The 20,752-nt window shown below is 66.4% G+C and carries 17 protein-coding genes; 10 read left to right on the top strand and 7 right to left on the bottom strand.

Annotated elements, in window-relative coordinates:
• Positions 1 to 20: 20 nt before the first annotated feature.
• The 4 genes from DV027_RS01955 to DV027_RS01940 all read left to right on the top strand — a co-directional run bounded on the left by DV027_RS01955 (position 21) and on the right by DV027_RS01940 (position 3,540).
• On the top strand, positions 21 to 323 hold the full coding sequence (locus tag DV027_RS01955) for a CsbD family protein (protein WP_130730418.1): 303 nt from the start codon (positions 21 to 23) through the stop codon (positions 321 to 323).
• 155 nt (positions 324 to 478) lie between these two features.
• A complete protein-coding gene (locus DV027_RS01950; protein WP_130730304.1) occupies positions 479 to 1,132 on the top strand; it encodes a ribonuclease HII in 654 nt (217 codons plus the stop codon).
• A 7-nt stretch (positions 1,133 to 1,139) separates the two neighbouring features.
• On the top strand, positions 1,140 to 2,243 hold the full coding sequence (locus DV027_RS01945; protein WP_130730303.1) for a site-specific DNA-methyltransferase: 1,104 nt from the start codon (positions 1,140 to 1,142) through the stop codon (positions 2,241 to 2,243).
• A 22-nt stretch (positions 2,244 to 2,265) separates the two neighbouring features.
• Positions 2,266 to 3,540: a DNA adenine methylase gene (locus tag DV027_RS01940; RefSeq protein ID WP_130730302.1), complete on the top strand. Its 1,275-nt coding sequence runs from the start codon at positions 2,266 to 2,268 to the stop codon at positions 3,538 to 3,540.
• 20 nt (positions 3,541 to 3,560) lie between these two features.
• On the opposite strand, the gene DV027_RS01935 is transcribed toward DV027_RS01940, so the two are convergent.
• The 5 genes from DV027_RS01935 to DV027_RS01915 all read right to left on the bottom strand — a co-directional run bounded on the left by DV027_RS01935 (position 3,561) and on the right by DV027_RS01915 (position 11,488).
• Positions 3,561 to 4,157, bottom strand: a complete 597-nt coding sequence (locus DV027_RS01935; RefSeq protein ID WP_130730301.1) for an ankyrin repeat domain-containing protein — start codon at positions 4,155 to 4,157, stop codon at positions 3,561 to 3,563.
• A gap of 392 nt (positions 4,158 to 4,549) precedes the next feature.
• Positions 4,550 to 6,685, bottom strand: a complete 2,136-nt coding sequence (locus tag DV027_RS01930) for a VWA domain-containing protein (RefSeq protein ID WP_130730300.1) — start codon at positions 6,683 to 6,685, stop codon at positions 4,550 to 4,552.
• Positions 6,686 to 6,690: 5 nt separating this feature from the next.
• Complete coding sequence (locus tag DV027_RS01925) at positions 6,691 to 9,435, bottom strand: DUF4159 domain-containing protein (RefSeq protein WP_130730299.1); 2,745 nt, start codon at positions 9,433 to 9,435, stop codon at positions 6,691 to 6,693.
• Complete coding sequence (locus tag DV027_RS01920) at positions 9,432 to 10,433, bottom strand: DUF58 domain-containing protein (RefSeq protein ID WP_242621696.1); 1,002 nt, start codon at positions 10,431 to 10,433, stop codon at positions 9,432 to 9,434. The genes DV027_RS01925 and DV027_RS01920 overlap by 4 nt, the downstream gene beginning before the upstream one ends.
• A 2-nt stretch (positions 10,434 to 10,435) precedes the next feature.
• A complete protein-coding gene (locus DV027_RS01915; RefSeq protein ID WP_130730298.1) occupies positions 10,436 to 11,488 on the bottom strand; it encodes an AAA family ATPase in 1,053 nt (350 codons plus the stop codon).
• Positions 11,489 to 11,582: 94 nt separating this feature from the next.
• Between DV027_RS01915 and DV027_RS01910 the strand changes: the two genes are divergently transcribed.
• From DV027_RS01910 to DV027_RS01885, 6 genes are all read left to right on the top strand, one after another.
• Entirely contained in the window at positions 11,583 to 12,152 is a 570-nt protein-coding gene (locus DV027_RS01910; RefSeq protein ID WP_130730297.1) for a DUF1285 domain-containing protein, read from the top strand.
• A gap of 29 nt (positions 12,153 to 12,181) precedes the next feature.
• The gene (locus tag DV027_RS01905) at positions 12,182 to 13,369 is read left to right on the top strand and encodes a CCA tRNA nucleotidyltransferase (protein WP_130730416.1); all 1,188 of its coding nucleotides are present in this window, start codon (positions 12,182 to 12,184) and stop codon (positions 13,367 to 13,369) included.
• A gap of 59 nt (positions 13,370 to 13,428) precedes the next feature.
• Positions 13,429 to 15,213 carry an ABC transporter ATP-binding protein gene (locus DV027_RS01900; RefSeq protein ID WP_408884442.1) on the top strand — a complete coding sequence of 595 codons (1,785 nt, stop codon included), beginning with the start codon at positions 13,429 to 13,431 and terminating at the stop codon, positions 15,211 to 15,213.
• A 143-nt stretch (positions 15,214 to 15,356) separates the two neighbouring features.
• Positions 15,357 to 16,445 carry an HlyD family secretion protein gene (locus DV027_RS01895; RefSeq protein ID WP_130730295.1) on the top strand — a complete coding sequence of 363 codons (1,089 nt, stop codon included), beginning with the start codon at positions 15,357 to 15,359 and terminating at the stop codon, positions 16,443 to 16,445.
• Positions 16,442 to 18,016, top strand: coding sequence for a DHA2 family efflux MFS transporter permease subunit (locus tag DV027_RS01890; protein WP_130730294.1), 1,575 nt, complete (start codon positions 16,442 to 16,444; stop codon positions 18,014 to 18,016). Before DV027_RS01895 ends, DV027_RS01890 begins: the two co-directional genes overlap by 4 nt.
• Before the next feature lie 109 nt (positions 18,017 to 18,125).
• Complete coding sequence (locus DV027_RS01885) at positions 18,126 to 18,545, top strand: NUDIX hydrolase (RefSeq protein ID WP_130730293.1); 420 nt, start codon at positions 18,126 to 18,128, stop codon at positions 18,543 to 18,545.
• Here DV027_RS01885 and DV027_RS01880 read toward each other — a convergent pair.
• The gene (locus DV027_RS01880; protein ID WP_130730292.1) at positions 18,527 to 19,030 is read right to left on the bottom strand and encodes an RNA pyrophosphohydrolase; all 504 of its coding nucleotides are present in this window, start codon (positions 19,028 to 19,030) and stop codon (positions 18,527 to 18,529) included. The genes DV027_RS01885 and DV027_RS01880 overlap by 19 nt on opposite strands.
• Before the next feature lie 20 nt (positions 19,031 to 19,050).
• Positions 19,051 to 20,655, bottom strand: coding sequence for a S41 family peptidase (locus tag DV027_RS01875; protein ID WP_130730291.1), 1,605 nt, complete (start codon positions 20,653 to 20,655; stop codon positions 19,051 to 19,053).
• Between the last annotated feature and the right edge of the window lie 97 nt (positions 20,656 to 20,752).

The following is a 20,752-nucleotide window of genomic DNA, read 5'->3' as shown; positions in this document are numbered from 1 at the left end:
GATATTACGGAGTGTGAATGATGTCGGAAGACAAGGCAAAAAACATCGAGACCAAGGCTGAAGGCATGGTTGATGAGGGCGTAGGCCGCCTGAAGGATGCCGCCGGCGGCCTTACGGGCAATGTGGGCATGCAGGCTGAAGGCAAGGTCGACCAGCTTTCGGGCATGGCGCGGCAGGAATTCGCCGATCTGTATGATGAAGGCGAAGGCAAGCTCGAGCGCGCCGTGACCTTCGTGCGTGAGCGCCCGCTGTTTTCCCTCGGTATCGCGGCGGTGCTCGGCACCATCATGGGGCTGATTTTCATCCCCCGCCGCAAGGGCTGATCACGGCTCGAGTCGTTTTTTTTCATTTTAAGGGACTCGATGAGTCCACAGCATCTTGCACAACCGTGCATAAAAATGGTTTCCATCCTTCCAGAACATGAATCTGGTGCGAATCGGGCCTGAACCCCGATTCGCACCGTGACGGGAAGGACTGGATGCCGGATTACACGCTTGAGCACGCCCATGGGGGACGGGTCGCCGGTGTCGATGAAGTCGGTCGCGGCCCGCTGGCCGGTCCGGTCGTGGCGGCGGCGGTCATGTTCCTCTCGGGCGTGCCGGGCCATCTGGCTGACACGCTTGATGATTCAAAAAAGCTCAGGCCAAAGGTCCGCCAGCAGCTTTACGATACGCTGCACCAGACCCCCGATGTCCTGATCGGGGTGGGGGCGGCCTCCGTGGCCGAAATCGAACACCACAACATCCTGCGCGCCTCATGGATCGCCATGCAGCGTGCGGTCGGCCGCCTGCCCCAATGGCCCGAACTGGTCCTGGTCGATGGTAACGCCGCGCCCGATTTCGGGTGCCCGGCGCAATGCGTCGTGGGGGGCGATGCGATCAGCCTGTCCATCGCCGCGGCCTCGGTCGTGGCCAAGGTCGTGCGCGACCGGGCCATGGAGCGCCTGGCCCGGCGGTGGCCCGCCTATGGCTGGGAGCGCAATGCAGGCTACGGCACGCCCATACACCGCGCGGGGCTCATGGCCCACGGTGTCAGCCCCCACCACCGGGCGGCCTTCGGCACGGTGCGGCGCATCATGCAGGCTTCCTGTCCTTCTTCCTTACATTCAAGCGCGGAGCAGCCATCATGCTGAACAATTCATGAGCGGTGCGGTAATGATGGAATTGCCCCTTGACCAGGTGCTGCGCGGTGATTGCGTGGAGATGATGCGCACCCTGCCCGCGGGTTCGATCGACTGCGTGTTCGCCGATCCGCCATACAACCTCCAGCTCAAGGGCGAACTGCGCCGCCCCGATGACAGCGTGGTCGATGGCGTGGATGACGACTGGGACAAATTCGCCGACCTGCGGGCCTATGATGAATTCACCCGCGCCTGGCTGACCGAGGCGCGGCGCGTGCTGCGCAAGGATGGCACGATCTGGGTCATCGGCTCGTATCACAACATCTTCCGCATCGGAGCGATTTTGCAGGACCTCGGGTTCTGGATCCTCAATGATGTGATCTGGCGCAAGTCCAACCCCATGCCCAACTTCCGCGGACGGCGCTTCACCAATGCGCATGAAACGCTGATCTGGGCGGCGCGCGGGCCGGACAGCCGCTACCGCTTCAACTACCAGGCCATGAAGGCGCTCAATGACGATGTGCAGATGCGCTCGGACTGGTACCTGCCGCTGTGCACCGGCGGCGAGCGGCTGCGCAACGAGCATGGCCTGAAGCTGCACCCCACCCAGAAGCCCGAAAGCCTGCTGCACCGCGTGCTCGTGGCCTCGACCAATGTGGATGACGTGGTGCTCGACCCCTTTACCGGCACCGGCACCACCACGGCCATGGCGCGCAGGCTGCGCCGCCGCTTTATCGGCATCGAGCGCCACCCTGATTATGCCGAGGCCGCGATCGGCCGTGCCCGGCGCGAAAAACCCGTGCCGCTTGACAGCGTGCTGACCACGCCCGCCCGGCGCGAAAGCCCGCGCGTGCCCTTTGGCGTGCTGGTCGAGCGCGGCATGGTGCCTGCTGGCACCGTGCTCATGGACCGGCAGAAGCGCGTGCGCGCCACCGTCTCGCCCGATGGCACGCTGGTCAGCGGGCGGCACCGGGGCTCCATTCACAAGATGGGCGCGACGCTGACCAATGCGCCCTCATGCAATGGCTGGACGTTCTGGTATTTCGAGCACGAGGGCGAACTGGTGCAACTCGATACGCTGCGCAGCGAGATCCGGGCGGAGCAGGCAGCCGTCGCATCCTGATGGCGGGGGAAGGCAGGGTGGCATGAACTGGCGCCCCGATCCTGATGGATCGCATGGCCTGCCCGGCATGGAATGGAGCCCGGGCCGCCATGCGGCGCTGCTGACCGGGGAATACCTGTTCAGCCAGCTCATTCCCTATATCGGCAACAAGCGCAAGCTGCTCGGCCTGATCGCTCAGGCCATCGCGGCCACGGGCGAGGTGCCGCACCATACCGATTTCATCGACCTGTTCGCCGGCACCGGCGTGGTATCAAGGCTGGCCAAGCGGCTTGGCTTTCGCGTGCTGTGCAATGACTGGGAGCCTTATAGCGAACAGATCAACCGCTGTTATGTGGCCCAGTCGCGCGCGCCGGTCTTTCACGGCGGGCGTGATTACGGGCAGGTCATGGCGGAACTCAACGCCCTGCCGCCCCTCGAGGGCTGGATCACCCGCCACCTGTGCCCCGATGATGACGTGCATTACGACACCGCACGTGACCGGATGTTCTACATGCGCAAGAACGGCATGCGCATCGACGCCATCCGCACCCAGATCGCCCGGTGGGAACATGATGGCCTGCTTGATGCAGGGCAGAAGGCCTGCCTGCTGGCCCCGCTGCTGTACAGCGCCAGCTACAACAGCAATACCAGCGGGCTGTTCAAGGGGTTTCATCACGGCTGGGGCGGGCGCACGGGCACGGCGCTGTATCGCATCGCCGCCGATCTTGCGCTGCGCCCGGCGGGCTTTATTGATAACGGGCATGAGCACAGGGTGCTGCGCATGGATGCCCACGCCCTGGCCGCCAATCTTGCGGGAGAGGTGGGCGAGGCCGCCATCGCCTATATCGATCCGCCTTACAACCAGCACCCCTACGGCGCCAATTACCACGTGCTCAACACCATCGCCCTGTGGGACAGCCCGCCCCTTGCCCCCAAGATTACCGGGCGCGACAAGGCGGCCATACGCCAGGACTGGCGCACCGAGCGGCGCAGCCCCTACAACCACCGCAGGCAGGCGCTTGCGGCCTACCGGCACCTGCTATCGGTGCTCGATACGCGCTGGATCGCCACGAGCTACAGCACCGATGGCTTTATTGCGCTGAAAGATATGCTGCGGGCCAATTGCGAGCGGGGCGCGGTGCAGGTCTTTACCCGCCCCTACAAGCGCTACCGCGTCAGCCGCCAGCGCTATTCCGCCCGCCCCATGACGCTTGAATTCGTCGTGCTGACCAATACCCGCCGCCCGCCGCAACGCACGGCCGATGAGCTGTGGCACGAGATCATGACCCTTGAGGCCAGCCTGAACGGGGCGCCCTGAATCAGGCAGCCCCGCCTGGCCTAGCTGCCGCCAAAGCCAAGGAACCCGATCGAGGGGTCGGCATGGCCGCCCGAGGCATCATAGCGCCGGTCGGGCGAGGCGGTGGTCGAGGCATGTTTGGGCATGGTGAGCGGGGGAGTATCGTCCTCGCCGCTTTCAAGGTTGTTGGAGGCGAAATGCGGGTCGGCATCCGAGAAGGTACGCATCGACAGCAGCAGGAAGGTGATGTCGTTACGGTTAAGGTCGATCGCCATGTCAAGCGGCGTCTGGCCAAGCTGGTTCTGGGCCGTCATGTCAGCGCCGCGGTTCAGGGCTTCCTTCGCCGCGCCAAGGCTGCCACGGTTGATGGCGTCGAACAGCGCATTGGTCGGGTTCATGTCGGCATTGGCGTGGCCGTGCTCTTCCTCGCGCGATTCAGCGCCCGGCAGCGCGGCCGGCGGGGCTGCGGCCTTGGCCGCGCGGCGGGCCTCGGCCTTCTTGGCGGCATCGGCAGCCTCTGATTCGGCTTCAGCGTCTTCGGCATCCTGCGCATGCGCCATGTGCAGTGGCATGCACACGGCAGGAAGGCCCGCGAACAGGGCGGCGACAAGAAGATATATACCGGATCTGGAAATCATGTCCTGTCCCGAGAGTGAGCGTTCAGCCTGCCGCGCAACAGCCCTGCGCCGCCTGCCGGTTCTGCTGATTACCGCAAAATGATGGTGGATGCGATGATTAATCCACTTTCCCGCCATGGTGGCCAGAAAAGCCCGTCCGTTCAACAGCGTGCAATCATCAAGGCGTTCTGAGGCTATTTTTATTTAGAGACAGTCTGAAAACAACTCATTGATAAAAAATGATAAAAGTTTTTGGGTGCCGCCTTTTTTCAAAAAGGCGGTGTTCTTTGAAGCTTTTGAAAAAAAGCTTCACCAAAAACTTCCTTATGATTTCTGGATGTTTGCTGAGCTAACTTTTCAAAACAGTCTCTTGGACCGCCGCTTTGTCAGTTCCTTGATTGCAGTCCCTGCCTTCAGGGGCGGCTCTCCCGCCACCATGCCATGAACACCATCAGCAGCACGAACAGGCCCATGGCCCAGGCTGGCAGCATGGCTCTTGCCTGCTGCCCCGATACGCTGTGGGCATTGCGGGCGGGGAAGGCGAAGCGGCTGGCCGATGAAGCATGGCTCCCGTCAGCCATCACCATCTCCGGCACGGTAGGGGCCTGCGCATTCGCGCCAAGCCAGTGCACGCCGCCGCCGGTCGCCGCCGCCATGGGGCCAAGCACCGAAGCCGTGGCCCGCAAATCGGCAAACTCCAGTGGGTCTTCCGCGCGCGGGGCGGCAAAGGCTGCATGCCCGTCATCATCCCGCACGGTCCATATGCCTTCCTGTGTCGCGGGCAGGCGGGCGCGGGCAAGGCCGGTATTGCCAGCGGGCTCGAGGGTGACCTGCTGGCTGGTGCCATCGGGCGCCGTGACATGCACCACCGGTGCAGGCCCGGTGGTGACCGAACGGCGGGTGATGGTCATTTGCCCTGCCGCAATGCTGGCCTCAAGCTGGTTTTCCTCCAGTTCCGGCTCTTTCATCAGCCAGTGCGAGATGCGGCGCAGCAGCTCGGATTGCGGGCCGCCGCCACCTTCGCCATGCGACCATAGCCAGGCCTGGTCGGACATGAGGAAGGCCACGCGCCCCTTGTCCGCATGGTCAAGCACCAGCAGGGGCTGGTGGTCGGGGCCGGTCATGAGTACCTCGCCCCGGGCGGAATCGCTGCGCAGGCTGCGATACCACGGCCCCCAGCCCGGCTTGCTGCCTGCATGCTCGGGCGAGCCCGGCAGGCCGGAGGTGACAGGGTGGCGCATGCCGGTCTCGGTCAGGTCGGGCCTGAAGCGCTGGATGGCCATGCCATCGGCCGTGCTCACATGCGCGGGCAGGATATCGGCAAGCGGAGTATCCTGCAGGGAGCCCGCGGTCAGGAATTCCGGCCCGCCAATCAGCAGCAGCCCGCCGCCTTCACGGATGTGGTTGACGATGTTGCGCAGATAGGCCTCAGGCAGGATGCCGCGGTTTTCAAACCCGTCGAGAATGATGAGGTCGAACTGCCCCACCTTCTGCTGAAACAGTTCGTTGACGGGGAAGGCGATCAGCGCAAGGTCGGAAAGGGGCGTGCCGTCATCACGGTCGGGTGGCCGCAGGATGGTGAAGTGCACGAGGTCCACCGAAGGGTCGGCCTTGAGCAGCCGCCGCCATACGCGCTCGCCCTGGTTGGGCGTGCCTGACACCAGCAGCACGCGCAGCCGGTCGCGCACGCCGTTGATGCGGATGACATCATGGTTGTTGCGCGTCGAGACCTCGCCGGGCAGTTCGGGTGCCGACAGGCCCACCAGCATCTCGCCCGGATGGGTGACGGGCAGGGTAATGTCCTGTGGTTCGCCAATCTTGACCGGCCGGGTGAAGGTCGCGCCATCGCCCTGCGTGAGCGTGAGCTGCGTGGTGGCCCCCGGCTGTGGGGGCGCGCCCTGGTCATCGATCTGCACACGTATGGTCACGTCCTTGCCCACGATGGCGAAGGGCGGCGCCTGGAGCACGCGCAGGTGGCGGTCGGTTTCCTCGCCCCTGCCGGTCAGCAGCACATGCAGGGGCAGGAGCGTGCGGTGGCCGTGGCCATCATCGGGGTTGAGCGTGTCGGGCACGGTGGCGGGCACGTCATGGTCCTCGCCATCGGTAATCAGCACGGCGCCCGCCAGGCGGGAAGGGGGAATGTCAGCCGCCGCCTGCTGCAACGCCGCAAACAGCCGCGTGCCGCCATGCTGCGCCTCGCGCACGGTCACGATGCGCGGCACGAGGCCGGGCACGCGGTTCATGGCGGCCTGCACGCCTGCCGCCGCATTGCGCGCCATCTCGCCCCGGTTGCGCTCGTTCATCGAGGCCGACTGGTCCACCACCACAAGTGCCGTTTCAGGCAGGGGGTGCCATGTCTCGGTAATGCGCTGGGGGTTGTACAGCCACAGGGCAACACCCAGCCCGGCCAGTAGCCGCCACACGCTGCCGCGCACCCGGCGGGCAAGGCCCCACAGGGCGAGCACGACGCAGGCGGCCAGAAGCAGGTTGATGCACCACGGCGGCACAAGCGGGCTGAGTGCCATCATGTGGCGCGACAGGTCAGGCATGCCGCTTACTCCCCAAGCCGTTTGAGCAGGGCAGGCACATGCACCTGGTCCGCCTTGTAGTTGCCGGTCAGGGCATAGATCACGGCATTCACGCCAAAACGGTAGGCCGTGACGCGCTGTTCCGCCCCGTCGGGCACGGGGGCGTAGGGCGTGTTGCCCGTTTCATCCACCGCCCAGGCATGCGCCCAGTCATTGCTGCCGATGATGACCGGGCTCACCCCGTCATTGGTGCTGTCGCCCTCCTGCGCCACCCATACGGGCATGCCCTCATACCGGCCGGGAAAATCATGCAGCAGGTAAAAGGTGTGCGAGAGCACATGGTGGCTGTCGAGCCGGGCGAGAGGCGGAATGTCCAGCCCCGCCGTCATGCGCCTCAGTGCCGCCGCCGTACCCGGCGCCGAGCCGGTATAGCTGCTGGCGTTTTCGGGTGCGGTGGCGGGGTCCTGGCCCTGCGTGTCGATCAGCAGGATGCCGCCATGGTGCATATAGGTGTTCAGCGCCGCCGTGCGGGCAGGGCTGGTGGCGGCATCCGCTGTGACCGGCCAGTAGATGAGCGGGTAATAGGACAGGTCATCATGCTCCGGCGTCACGCCATCAGGGTGGCCCAGTACGGCGGAGGTGCGGGCGTTGACGTAGTCCGACAGGCCCTGCAGCCCCTCTTTCGAGACATCATCGACCTCGGCATGTCCGGTCACGATGTAGGCCAGCCGGGTTTCAAGGGCGGCACGCGGCACGTCGGGCGGTATGTCGTCGGCTGCCTGCGCATGGGCGGCGGTCATGCCCATGGCGCAGCACAGGGCCAGGGCCGCAAGCCCGCGCCACTGCCGCCCGCGCTGCACGATGCTGACCAGCCCATCGGCCAGGAGCAGCACGCTCGCCAGCAGGAGTAGCACCGGCCCGATGGACAGGTCGGCCACCTGCCCGCGCAGGTCCGATACGGTGCCGATGGCGGGCTGGGCCGCAAGGGCTGCCGGGTCATCACCCACATTGAGCGCGCGGCGGCTGTTGCGCGGGCCGTAAAGCCCCGGCGGGTGTTCGGGGCTGGGCGCGGTATGGCCAAACGCATCGGCCCGTAGCGCCTGAGCGCCTGCGGGGGGTGCGACCAGCGTGCCATCGCCATCAAGCGCCATGTAGGGGGCCAGCAGGGTGGTGCCCGCAGGCGTTTCGATGCCCGAGGCCTGGTCGATCAGGTGCTGGAGCATGCCCACGAACAGGCCCGAAAGCGGCAGGTTCGACCATTCCGCCGTGCTGGTTACATGGAACAGCACGATCTGCCCGGCGCCCAGTGCGGCGTGGGTGACAAGCGGCGTGCCATCATCGAGCCGCGCCCAGCTATGGTTGTCCAGATCGGTGGCGGGCTGGGCCAGCACCTGCCGTGACACCGTGACATCGGCCGGGATGTCCAGATCATGGAATGGCGACGTGGCGGGGAAGGGGGCCAGATGCTCAGGCCTGCTCCATGACATGGCCCCCCCCAGTTCACGTGCGCCCGCCATGAGCGGCACGGGCAGGAGCGGGTCGGCCTGCGGTTGGGGCGTATCGCCACCGCCATCCGTGGCATCTGCCCCCTGGATGAGCAGCGGGCCGGCAAAGCGGATCAGCGTGCCGCCCGCGCGCACCCAGGCCGCGACTTTCTTGCGGCTTTCGGGGCTGCCCAATGTGCCATCGGGCGCGATGATGACCGAAAGCGGGCGCGCAAGCAGCGTATCGAGGTCGCCCTCGCGCAGTTCGGCGGCGGGTTGCAGCGCGCGGCGCAGGTAGAACAGGCTGCCCATCAGCGGCGTGTCGGAACTGCCGGTTGCGATCAGCCCCACCGGGCGCTGGCGCTCGCGCTCGTCAAGCAGGCGGATGCCCGCGGGCCCGGCCATGCCCTCAAGGGCGAGGTGATCGACCTTGTTGCGCAGTTCGGCGGGCAGTTCGGGGGCAAGGTCGGCGTGGTCGGCGCCTGCGGGCAGGTTGACCGGCAGCAGGCCGAGCGTGCCGCCGGTTGCGGTTTCAAGGCGGAGCTGGCCGGTGCGCGGATGGTCGCGCGGCACCGTGCGCAGCCGCGTGGCCAGACTGCCCTGCCCGCTGGCAGGCGGGGCGAGCAGCATGATGTCGGATTGCGGCACCTGCATGTCATGCACGGGGCCAATGCCAGCGAGTGCTGCGGCAAAACCCGTGTCGGCCTGCGTGGCCAGCCCGTCGGCAATGTAGAGGACCGGCCCGCGCCAGCCCTGGCCCGCAAGGGTTGTGAGCGCATGGGTGGCCGCAAGGCGGTCGGCAGGCCAGGCGCGGGGCAGCATCGGGTCGATCTGGCTGCGCAGCATGTCGGCCTGCATGGCGGGCTGGACCGTGATCGGGTCGAGCGCGTCGTTGCGGGCGGTGAGCAGCAGGCGGGCTGTGTGGCCGGTGCGGGCAAGGTGGTCGAGCAGGCCATCGAGCGCGTGGATGCGCTGTGACCATGTGCCCGCAGCCGCCCAGCCGTTATCGAGCACGATCAGGCAGTCGGCATCGGGCAGGCCGCCCTGCCCGCGCGGAAAGACCGGCTGCGCCAGCCCCAGCACCAGCCCCAGCACGGCCAGGCAGCGCAGCAGCACGCGCCACAGCGGAGCGGAGGTCGCATCAGGCGGCGGGGCCGCAAGCGTAGCAAGCAGCCGCATGGGCGGGAAGGACTGCGTGCGCGGCGCGGGCGGGCGGGCATGCAGCAGCCACCACACGGCGGGCAGGCCCAGCAGGCCCAGCAGCATCCATGGTGCCAGCAGGATCATGGCCGTCCTCCCGCCCCGAGCAGGGTGTGGAGCGCCATCAGCGCCGCAAGCGGCGGCTGGTCGGTCATGTGCACCACGGGTGGGCTGCCTGCCGCCATGCACAGCGTGCGCAGCCGCGCCTGGTGGCGCTGCCAGATCACGGCATAGTCCTGTTGCAGTGTGGGGCTGCCATGGAGCAGGCGGGCCGTGTCCTCCTCCACGCCGGTGAAGCGGGTGGGGCCGGCATAGGGCAGGGTGGTCTCCGCCGGGTCGAGGGTTTCCACCAGCGTGGCGGTGGCCTGGCACGTGGCAAGCTGGCGCAGGAAGGTCTCAAGTTGCGCGGGCGGGTACAGCCCGTCGCCAAACAGCAGCACGCGGCTGCGGGCGGGTATGGCGGCGGCCAGCGGCAGGTCGGGTGCATCGGGCGCATGGCGCAGGGCGGCCAGCAGCGCATGGGCCATCTGTTCTAGCGCGCGATGGCCGTGCAGTCGCAGCGGCGGGGTTGTGGGGTTGGTGGCCAGCAGGCGGATCTGCTCGCCCTGCCCAAGCAGCATGGCCGCACTGGCCAGCGCCAGCACGAAGGCCCGCTCGGCCTTGGGCGGCAGGCCAGGGGCGGAATGCCAGCGCATGGATGCGCTGTTATCGCACCAGATACATATGGTATGCGGGGCCTGTGCTTCGCGCTCGCGTACGAAGGCCCGGTCGCCCCGCGCGGACTGCCGCCAGTCAATCGCACTGGCCGCCTCGCCCTGTGTTGCGGGGCGGTATTGCCAGAACTCGTCGCCCTGGCCCGCCCTGCGCCGCGCATGGCTGCCCGGGCCTGTGGCGCGGGCAAGGCGCTCGGCGGTCATGAGCAGGGCGGGCAGCCTGCGGGCCAGGTCATCGGCCAGCGCGGTGGCGGTAATGGCGTTGCGCGGCAGGAGCCCCGCCCCCGCAGCCTCCGGCGCGGGGCGGGGCGCGCCGGGCGTGCGGGCAGTGTTCGGGATCAGCCGCGACAGGAAGGAGGGAAGGGCGGCCAATGTCAGCCGATCCGTCCGGCCAGTGTATCGATCAGCGTGGACAGGCGCAGGTTTTCCGCCCGCGCGGTAAAGGACAGCGCCATGCGGTGGGCCAGGATGGGGTGGGCCAGCGCCACCACGTCCTCGATGGTGGGGGAGAGCCTGCCATCAAGCAGGGCGCGGGCACGGGTGGCCAGCATCAGCGCCTGTGCCGCGCGGGGGCCGGGACCCCAGGCCACGGCTTCGCGGATGGTGGGGTCATCGCTGGTCTCGGGCCGGGCCGCGCGCACGAGGCGCACGATCGCATCGACCACCTGCTCGCCCACCGGCAGGGCGCGCACCAGCGCCTGCGCCTCGATCACGTCAGCCGCTGTGAGCACGGGGCTGGCGGTGGCGGTGGTGGTGCCGGTGGTGGCCAGCAGCATGGCGCGCTCGGCCTCGGCCGTGGGGAAGTCGAGCGTGACCTGCATCAGGAAACGGTCAAGCTGCGCCTCGGGCAGGGGATAGGTGCCTTCCTGCTCGATGGGGTTCTGGGTGGCCAGCACGTGGAAGGGGCGGGGCAGCGGGTGGTTGGTGCCCGCAATGGCCACCTCGCGCTCCTGCATGGCCTGCAAAAGGGCTGATTGCGTGCGCGGGCTGGCGCGGTTGATCTCGTCCGCCATGAGAAGCTGGCAGAACACCGGCCCCGCCACGAAGCGGAAGCTGCGGCGGCCGGCCTCGTCCTCATCAAGGATTTCGCTGCCCAGGATATCGGCAGGCATGAGGTCGGGCGTGAACTGCACGCGGCGTGCGTCCATGCCCATCACGTGACCCAGCGTTGTGACCAGCAGCGTCTTGCCCAGGCCCGGCGCGCCGACCAGAAGCGCGTGCCCGCCCGCCACGATGGTGGTCAGCACCAGGTCGATCACCCGGTCCTGCCCCAGTATGACACGGCCGATTTCCGCCCGCGCCGCCCGCAGGCGCGCGCCCATGCTCTCGGCCCGGGCCGCGATCTGCTCGCCGGTCAGGGAAGGGGGGGATGTCATGCCCGCCTGCGGCGCCGCATGGAGGGGGGAGGTATCATCCATGGTCATCATTCCAACAGTCTGACAGGTCCGGGGGTTTCATCAAGGCAGTGTTGATCCCTATATCAAGTCCAGCAGCTTCCATAGTGTCGGGTTAACGCAATTGATGGACGATTTCGAGACAGGACAGAACCCGCCGGCCCGCTCGCCGGGGCAGGGGGGAACATGCGGCGCGCTGCCGTTCGTGATCAGGCGTGACGGAACGTGGCTGTACCGTGGCTCCCCCATCCGCCGCAAGCCGATGGTCTGCCTGTTCGCTTCCACCCTGCGGCGTGACGCCCAGGGCGGCTTCAGGCTCCAGACCCCGGTGGAGCAGGGCACGATCGAGGTGGAGGATGCCCCCTTCGTGGCCAACCACCTTGAATGGCACGGCTGCGGGCGGGGGCAGGTGCTCTCGTTTCGCACCAATGTCGACCAGGTGATCTGCGCAGGCCCCGACCACCCGATTCGATGTGACTGGAACGTGCCGTGCGAAGGCTGCGGCACCGGCCCCGTGCCTTACCTGCATGTGCGCGATGGCGACGGCGCGCTGCCCATCGAGGCCCGCATCGCCCGCCCGGTCTATTACGAACTCGCCGCCCTTGCGGTGGAGGGCCACTACCAGGGCGTGCCCTGCCTTGGCGTGTGGAGCCAACATATGTTCTTCCCGCTTTCCGCCATGGAGGCGGCTTCGTGACCAGCCCGCTCGCCACGCTGGGCCATGCCATGCCTGACGTGCTGGAGCAGCTTGGCCGGATCTGGACCATCCTCCCCGATGCAAGGCTGGTGGGCGGCGCCGTGCGCGACCTGCTGCGCGGGCAGGCGGTGGCCGATATCGACCTGGCCTGCGCCGCGCCCCCCGATGTGGTGATGGCGAAGCTGAAGGCCGCAGGCATACGGGTCGTGCCCACGGGCCTTGCGCATGGCACGGTCACCGCCGTCATTGACCGCCGCCCCTTCGAGATCACGACCCTGCGGCGCGATGAGGAAACCGATGGCCGCCACGCCACCGTGGCCTGGACGCAGGACTGGCGCGAGGATGCGGCACGGCGTGACTTCACCATCAACGCCATGTCGTGCGACAGCGCGGGCGTGGTGCATGATTATTTTGGCGGCCAGGCTGACCTGGCGGCAGGAAGGGTGCGTTTTGTGGGCGATGCCCGCCTGCGCATTACCGAGGATGCGCTGCGGATCCTGCGGTTTTTCCGCTTTCAGGCCCGGTATGGCAGCGGCAGGCCTGACCCGCAGGCGATCGATGCCATGACGGGTCTTGCTGGCCTGATCGACCGCCTCTCGGTCGAGCGGATATGGTCGGAGCTGCGGCGCATCCTCACAGGCCCCGAGGTGGCGCGCACGCTTGGGCAGATGCACGATTGCGGCGTGCTGGACCATGTCCTGCCCGAAGGCTACGCCATCCCCCGCCTCGAGCACCTGCTGGCCTGTGGCGCGCCGGATGAGCCGGTGCTGCGTCTGGCGGCGCTGGTGGTGGGCGACGGGCGTGAAGCGGCGCGGCGGCTGAAGCTGTCGCGCGCGGAAACGGGCGCGCTGGTCCGCACGCGCGGCGGGCCGGTGCCGTGCCCCGGCCTTGACGCACCTGCCATCCTGCGCCTGCTGGCCGACCACGCGCCGTGCGACCTGATCTGGCGCGCGTGGCTGCGGCAGGCTGACCAGCTGGCCCACCCCGATGCGGGGTGGGATGCCCTGCGCCACCAGCTTGCGCACACGCAGCCCCCGGTCTTTCCCCTTAACGGTGGCGACGTGATCGGCGCGGGCTGCCCACCCGGCGCCATGGTGGGGCAGGTGCTGGGGCAGGTGCGGCACTGGTGGCTTGAAAAGGGCTGCGCGCCGGACCATGCCGCCTGCATCGCCCGCCTGCGCGCCGTGCTGGCTGAAGACGCCGCGCGCACGACATAATTTGTAACCGCATGTCGCAGCGCTTTGTTTTGCGTAGGCTTGCGGCTATAGGCCGATTGATGAATGCAATAAAAATGACCGCGCCTGATCGTGCGACGGCGCCTGATGCAACGGTGTCGTCACGCCGCCTCATGCGGCGGCTGTGGCGCGATGAACTGGCCTGCCACAAGCTGCGTATCATGGCGGTCATGGTGCTGACGGCGCTCATGGCCATCTTCAGCGCGCTCTATCCGCTGGTGATCCAGCGCGCGCTCGACATGTTTGCCGATCATGATCCCCGCATCCTGTACCAGGTGCCCATTCTGGTTGTGGTGATTACGGTGGCCAAGGCCATCTCGCAGTACGGGCAGTCGATTGCGGTGCAGTCGCTGGTGCTGCTGGTGATCCGGGGCCTGCAGGGGCGTATGTTCCACCATCTGGTCAATGCCGATATCTCGCGCATCGAAACCGAGGCCCCGGCCCAGATCGCGGCGCGCTTCACCACCGATGCCGTCTCGATTCGCGAGGCCATGATCCGCGCGACCAATGCGCTGGGCGATGCGGTGACCGTGGTGGGGCTGATCGCCTCCATGCTGTACATGGATTGGGAACTCAGCCTGATCGCCGCCGTGCTCTACCCCATCGCCGCCCTGCCGGTGCGCCGCCTGGGCAAACGGCTGCGACGGGAATCCGGTGGCGTGCATGAACAGATTGGCGAGACCAGCGCCATGCTGGCCGAAAGCTTTGGCCAGTCGCGCACCATCCGCGTCTACCGCCTTGAAGCCGAGGAGGAAGGCCGCGCCGCCCGCGTGCTCGACACCCTGCATGACCGCCTGCTGCGCATTGCGCGCGGTCGCGCGCGCGTGGACCCGATGCTTGAGGTGCTTGGCGGCATTGCCGTGGCCGCCGTGCTGGGCTTTGCGGGCTGGCGGGCCACGCAGGGCGGCGCCACGCTGGGTGATTTTTCGGGCTTTGTGGCGGCCCTGCTGCTCGCCGCCCGCCCGCTGCGCGCGCTCGGCACGCTCAACATTGCCCTGCAGGAAGGGCTTGGCGGCCTGCAGCGCGTATTTGACGTGATTGACGAGCCCGTGGCCGTGGCCCAGGCGCCCGATGCCATCAGCCTGCCCGCGGGCGGCGGCGACCTGCGCTTCGAGCAGGTGGCCTTTCGCTACCCCGATGGGCGCATGGGGCTGACCGGGCTGGATTTCGTGGCCGCACCCGGCCTGACCGTGGCCCTTGTTGGGCCATCCGGGGCGGGCAAGTCGACAGCGCTTTCGCTCATTCCGCGCCTGCATGATGTCACCGGAGGGCGCATCACGCTCGATGGCGTGGACCTGCGCCGCCTGATCCTGGCCGAGCTGCGTGATGCCATTGCCTATGTCAGCCAGGACACGCTCCTGTTCGACCTGCCGGTCATCGACAACATCCGCATGGGCAACCCCAGGGCCACTGACGCGCAGGTGCATGAAGCCGCCCGGGCAGCCGCGGCCGATACGTTCATTCAGGCCCTGCCGCAGGGCTATGCCACGGTGGTCGGCCCCGGCGGGCAGCGCCTCTCAGGCGGCCAGCGGCAGCGCGTGGCGCTGGCCCGCGCCCTGCTGCGCAACCCCCGCGTGCTGCTGCTTGATGAGGCGACAAGCGCGCTCGATAGCGAGAGCGAAGCCATCGTGCAGGAGGCCCTGACCCATCTGCGCCACGGGCGCACGACCATTGTGGTGGCGCACAGGCTTTCCACCGTGCGCTCGGCTGATCTGGTGGTGGTGATCGCGCAGGGGGAGGCGGTGGAATGCGGCACGCATGATGAACTGATGGATCATGATGGCCTGTACGCCCGCATGGTGCGCAATCAGGCCTTCACGCTCTGACCTGACCGGGCGAATGTGCATGTGGGCCGGGGTTGGCGGTTGAAGTGTGGCAAGCTTCGTGCAATGGATTGACCGACCCGTTCGGTCAATGCGCGAGATGACAGGATCAGGGGCTGCAATCAAGTTGATGATAAGGAAAGCAGATGGCCGCGGACGAAGGCAACGCACCTGAAGACGGACAGGATAAAAAGAAAAAGGAAGTATCGCCGCGCCGCAAGCTGATCCTGATCGGTCTTGTCGTGGCGGTGGTGGTGCTGGGTGCGCTCTACTGGTTCCTGCACCGCAACGAGGTGGAAACCGATGACGCCTTTACCGCAGGCCGTGCCGTGGCGGTGGCCCCCCATGTGTCCGGCTACGTGACCGAACTGCTGGTCAATGACAACCAGTTCGTCCATCAGGGTGATGTCATTGCCCTGATTGATGACCGCAACTGGCGCGCCCAGCGTGACCAGGCAGCGGCTGCCGTCGATATCGCGCGTGCGCAGGTGCAGAATTATACCCTGCTGGCCGAAGTGGCCAAAAAGAACTTCCCCGGTCACCTCATGGTCGCCCAGGGCCAGTTGCAGCAGGCGCAGGCGCAGGAGTTCAGGGCCGAGACCGATTACCGCCGCCAGCATGGCGTAACCCGTGAGGCGACATCGCAGCAGAACATCGATTACGCCACGGCAGCGCTGAACGCGGCCAAGGCGCAGGTGCTCGAGGCGCAGGGCAACCTTGAAACCGCGCTGCCCGTCATCCCCAACATCGCCAGCACCGAGGCCCGCGTGAGCGAGCAGCAGGCTACCCTGAACCAGGCCGAGGCAAGGCTGCGCGAGGCAGAACTGAACGTGGAATGGACCACCATCCGTGCACCCCATGATGGCTGGATCTCGCAGCGCAACATCGAGCGTGGCACGTATGTCACCGCAGGCCAGACGGTGGTGTCCGTGGTCGAGCCCGAAATCTGGGTCGTGGCCAACTACAAGGAAACGCAGCTCACCCACATGCGCCCCGGCCAGAAGGTGGATATCGCGATCGATGCTTACCCCTTCCTCAAGCTCAGGGGCCATGTGGACTCGCTGCAGCTTGGCACCGGGGCGACCTTCAGCGCTTTCCCGCCCGAGAATGCCACGGGCAACTACGTGAAGATCGTGCAGCGCGTGCCGGTCAAGATCCTGATCGACGAGGGGCTGCGCAGCGACCTGCCGCTGTCCATCGGGCTGTCGGTTGAACCTACGGTCCATACGGAATGAGCGCACAGGCAGCGCCCGCGGCCCCGGCGGATGGCGCGGGCTGGAAACCGAAGCACAACCCATGGCTGATCGCCGTGGTTGTGACGGTGGCCGCCTTCATGGAAATTCTCGATACCACCATCGTCAACGTGGCGCTGCCGCATATCGCGGGCAGCCTGTCCTCAACCTATGATGACGCGACCTGGACGCTCACCTCCTACCTGGTGGCCAATGGCATCGTACTCACCATATCGGGCTGGCTGGGCAAGCTGTTCGGGCGCAAGCGCTACTTCCTGATCTGCATTGCCATGTTCTCGCTCTCGTCGTTCCTGTGCGGCATTGCGACCAGCCTGCCCGAGCTGATCTTCTTCCGCCTGATGCAGGGCTTTTTTGGCGGCGGGCTGCAGCCCAACCAGCAGTCCATCATCCTTGACACCTTCCCGCCCGACAAGCGGGCCGCGGCCTTTGGCCTGACCGCCATCGCCACCGTGGTTGCCCCCGTGCTCGGTCCGTCGCTGGGCGGGTGGATTACGGATAACTACTCGTGGCGGTGGGTGTTCTTCATCAACGTGCCGGTGGGTATCCTGGCCACCATCGCGGTCTCGATCATGGTTGATGACCCGCCATGGGCGCGCAAGCAGCATGCACCGCTCGACTTCGTGGGCATCGGGCTGATCACCATCGGCTTTGGCTGCCTTGAAGTGGCGGTTGACCGTGGCGAGGACGAGGACTGGTTCGGCTCGCGCATTATCGTCACCATGGCCATCCTTGCCTTCCTCGGCATAGGCGGCGCCATCATCTGGCTGCTGCGGGTCAAGAACCCGGCGGTGGACCTGCGGGTGTTCAAGGACCGCAACTTCGCCGTGGGCACCGGGCTGATGGGGGCGGTGGGCGCGCTGCTCTATTCCTCGGCCATTATCGTGCCGCAGTTCTCGCAGCAGATCATGGGCTACACCGCAACGCTGTCGGGGCTGATTCTCTCGCCCGGCGGCATTGTGGTGATCGTGCTCATCCCACTGGTGGGCATTGCGATGAAATATGTGCAGTTGCGCTATATCATCGCGCTGGGCTTCTTCCTCATGGGCATATCCATGATCTGGTCGGCGCAGTTGGTGCCTGACCTTGATTTCCGCCATCTGGTGATGTTCCGCATGAGCCAGACGGGCACGATGGCCTTCCTGTTCGTGCCGATCTCGACCATTACCTACGCCACCTTGCCCCGCAACCTGAACGCCGATGGTTCGGCGCTGTTCAGCATGGCGCGTAACGTGCTGGGCTCGCTCAGCATTTCAGGGGCCACGGCGCTGGTGACGGAACTGCGCCAGGCGCACCAGAACCAGATGGTGCACTGGATGACGCCCTACCATCAGCCCTTCAACGAATACCTGGCCCACAGCCGGGGCGTTGCGGTGATGCGTGGCTATGCGCAGGGCGCGCTCAATAACGTGGCGATGGGGCGGTTGTACAAGGAGTTCCAGCGCCAGGTTGCGATCCTTGCCTATAACGAGGTTTTCATGATCCTCGGTATCGGGTGCATGCTGGTCGTGCCATTCTGCTTTCTCATGTCGCCGCTCAAGGGCGGGGACAAGTAATGTATGAAAGTTTTTGGCGAAGCTTTTTTCAAAAAGCTTCGAAGAACGCCGCCTTTTTGAAAAAAGGCGGCCCCCAAAAACTTTTGTCAGTTTGAGCATAAGAGGGATCATGGCAGGCATAATCCGGGTTGTCTGTGCAGCCGTTATTGAACGCGAACGCCTGCTGGTCGTGCGCAAGCGTGGCACCAAGGCCTTCATGCTGCCCGGCGGCAAGCCGGAGGCGGGTGAAAGCCCGGAGCAGGCGTTACGGCGTGAAATCGATGAGGAACTGGGCTGCGCCTTGACACTGGGGGCAGAACTGGCTGGCGATTTTTCAGCGCCCGCCGCCAATGAGCCGGGTTATACCGTGCAGGCCCGCATCTGGACCGGGCGGCTTGACGGCACGCCCGCTGTCGCGGCCGAGATTGCCGAACTGCGCTGGATTACGGCAGCCGATGCGGCAACGCTGTGCCTCGCTCCGCTGCTCAGTGGCAAGACATGGACAGCCCTGGCGCAGGCGAGCCTTATGCCTCAGCTGGCAGTGGCATAAGGCGCGAAATAGGTGGCAAGCTTGGCATAAATATCTTTTTTGATGCCAACATTCAGGTGGGGTAGCTGCGCAAGCGCCACCCATTTCCATAAATCGAATTCGGCGGGCTGGTGGGTATCCAGCCGTATGTCCCCGTCCTGCCCGGTAAAGCGTAGGGCGAACCACTGCTGCGTCTGTCCCCGGTAACGGCCGCCAAGCGCCTTGCCAATCAGGTGGGCGGGCAGGTCGTAGCTGAGCCATTCGGGGTAGGCGGCCAGGATCTCGGCCCTGTCGGTGCCGATTTCCTCATGCAGTTCGCGCAAGACGGCAACCTGCGGGGTTTCGCCTTCATCAATGCCGCCCTGTGGGCACTGCCAAACGCCTTCCTCCGGTGGGCCGCCTGCGCCCGGCATGTCGGTGCGGCGGGCGACAAGCACCTGCCCGCGCGGGTTGAACACGAGCGCGCCCACATTGGGGCGGTAGGGCAGGGTGGTCTTGCTGGTCAAAGGCTGGTCTTCCGGCACGATCAGGGGTGAGCCGGTGCGGCGGGAACCGCAGGCGTTGCCGGGGCCGCGGGGGCCTGCTTCTCCGCCGGTGCGGGCGCAGGGGCAGGGGTTGCGGGGGGCGTTGCATCCGGCGTGGTGGTGGGGGCCGCAGGCGACGGGGCGGCAGGCGGCGCGGCCTTGGGGGCTGGTGTGGCAGCAGCGGTGGCAGGCGCCTTGCCAGCCGGGGGTGCGGGCGGCTCGGGGGGCACCGGCAGCCCGGCCATGGCGCGCACGACCCGCAGCCCTTCCTGAAGCTGGAAGTCGGTCGTGGGCTTGGTCGGGTCGAATTCGGGCCAGTTCGCGGGCGGCTGCGTCGGGATGGCCTTGGCTATGGCGGGCAGGTCGGTGCGCGTGGGCGGCTGGGCGGTGTTGCCGCCCCGGTTCTTGATGATATGCGCGAGATCGGCCTCGTGAATGCTGTAGCCGCTATCATCATGCGCCTCGCGCACGGGAATGTCGGGGATGATACCCAGGCCCTGGATGGAACGGCCCGATGGCGTGTAGTAGCGCGCCGTGGTCAGGCGGATCGCACCCTCGCCGGGAATGGGCAGGATGGTCTGCACCGAGCCCTTGCCAAAGGTCTTCTCGCCCAGCAGCACGGCGCGCTGGTGGTCCTGCAGCGCGCCGGCCACGATTTCACTGGCCGAGGCCGAGCCACCATTGATCAGCACGACAATGGGCAGGCCGCCGGTAATGTCGGTGTTATGCGCATCCCAGCGCTGGCTGTCCTGCGTGTGGCGGGCGCGGGTGGAGACGATCTCGCCGCTGCGGATGAAGTCGGAGCCCACGTCGATCGCCTGTGTCAGCAGCCCGCCGGGGTCGGAGCGCAGGTCGATGATCAGGCCTGCCATCTTGTTATGGGTCTGGGCCTGCAGCTTTTTATAGGCTGTCATCAGGCCGGACTGCGTTTCCTCGTTGAACTGCGCGATTCGGATATAACCCACATTGTCATACAGCGCGGACTTGATGACCTGCAGCGGAATGATGGCGCGCGTGAGGGTGACGATAACGGGCTTGGGCGTCTTTTCACGGATCAGGGTCAGGGTGATGCGGGTATCGGGCTTGCCGCGCATGCGGGTCACGACCTGATCGAGCGGCTGGCCATCGATGTTCTTGCCATCAATGGCCACGATGAAGTCACCGGGCTTGATGCCTGCGCGCGCTGCAGGCGTGTCATCAATGGGGGAGACCACGCGCACGTGCCCGTCCTCGCCCTGCACTTCCAGGCCGAGGCCGCCAAACGAGCCCTTGGTCTGGACCTGCAGGTCCGAGAACTGCTTCTCGGTCATGTAGGAGGAGTGCGGGTCCAGCCCGCTCAGCATGCCGTTGAGCGCGTTGGTGATGAGGTCGCGCGTGGAGACCGGCTCGACATAATTGGCCTTCACCTTCTCCAGCACGTAACCGAACAGGAACATGAGCTGTTCGATTTCCTGTGGGGAATTGTCATCCTTCGAGACTGCATCCGCCGCATGGGCCATGGGGGCGAGGCCGCCCCACCTGCTGGCTGAATAGTGGGCAATCTGCGGGGCCGCCACGATCCCTGCAAGAAAGGCGCAACCGATCAGCAGGCCATTACGGAATTTCATGCGTCGTTGTCTCCTGGGTGCCCGCCGCCATGCTCCGGCAGGCCTGCACGTAATCTTCGCGTTGCGTTGTAACGTGGTCTTGCCCATCCGTCACGGG

The sequence above is a fragment of the Komagataeibacter xylinus genome, from assembly GCF_004302915.1.
In the GTDB taxonomy this organism is placed as follows: Bacteria; Pseudomonadota; Alphaproteobacteria; order Acetobacterales; family Acetobacteraceae; genus Komagataeibacter; species Komagataeibacter xylinus_C.
Note: the sequence above shows the minus strand (reverse complement) of the source record. Positions and strands in the feature narration are given on the sequence as shown.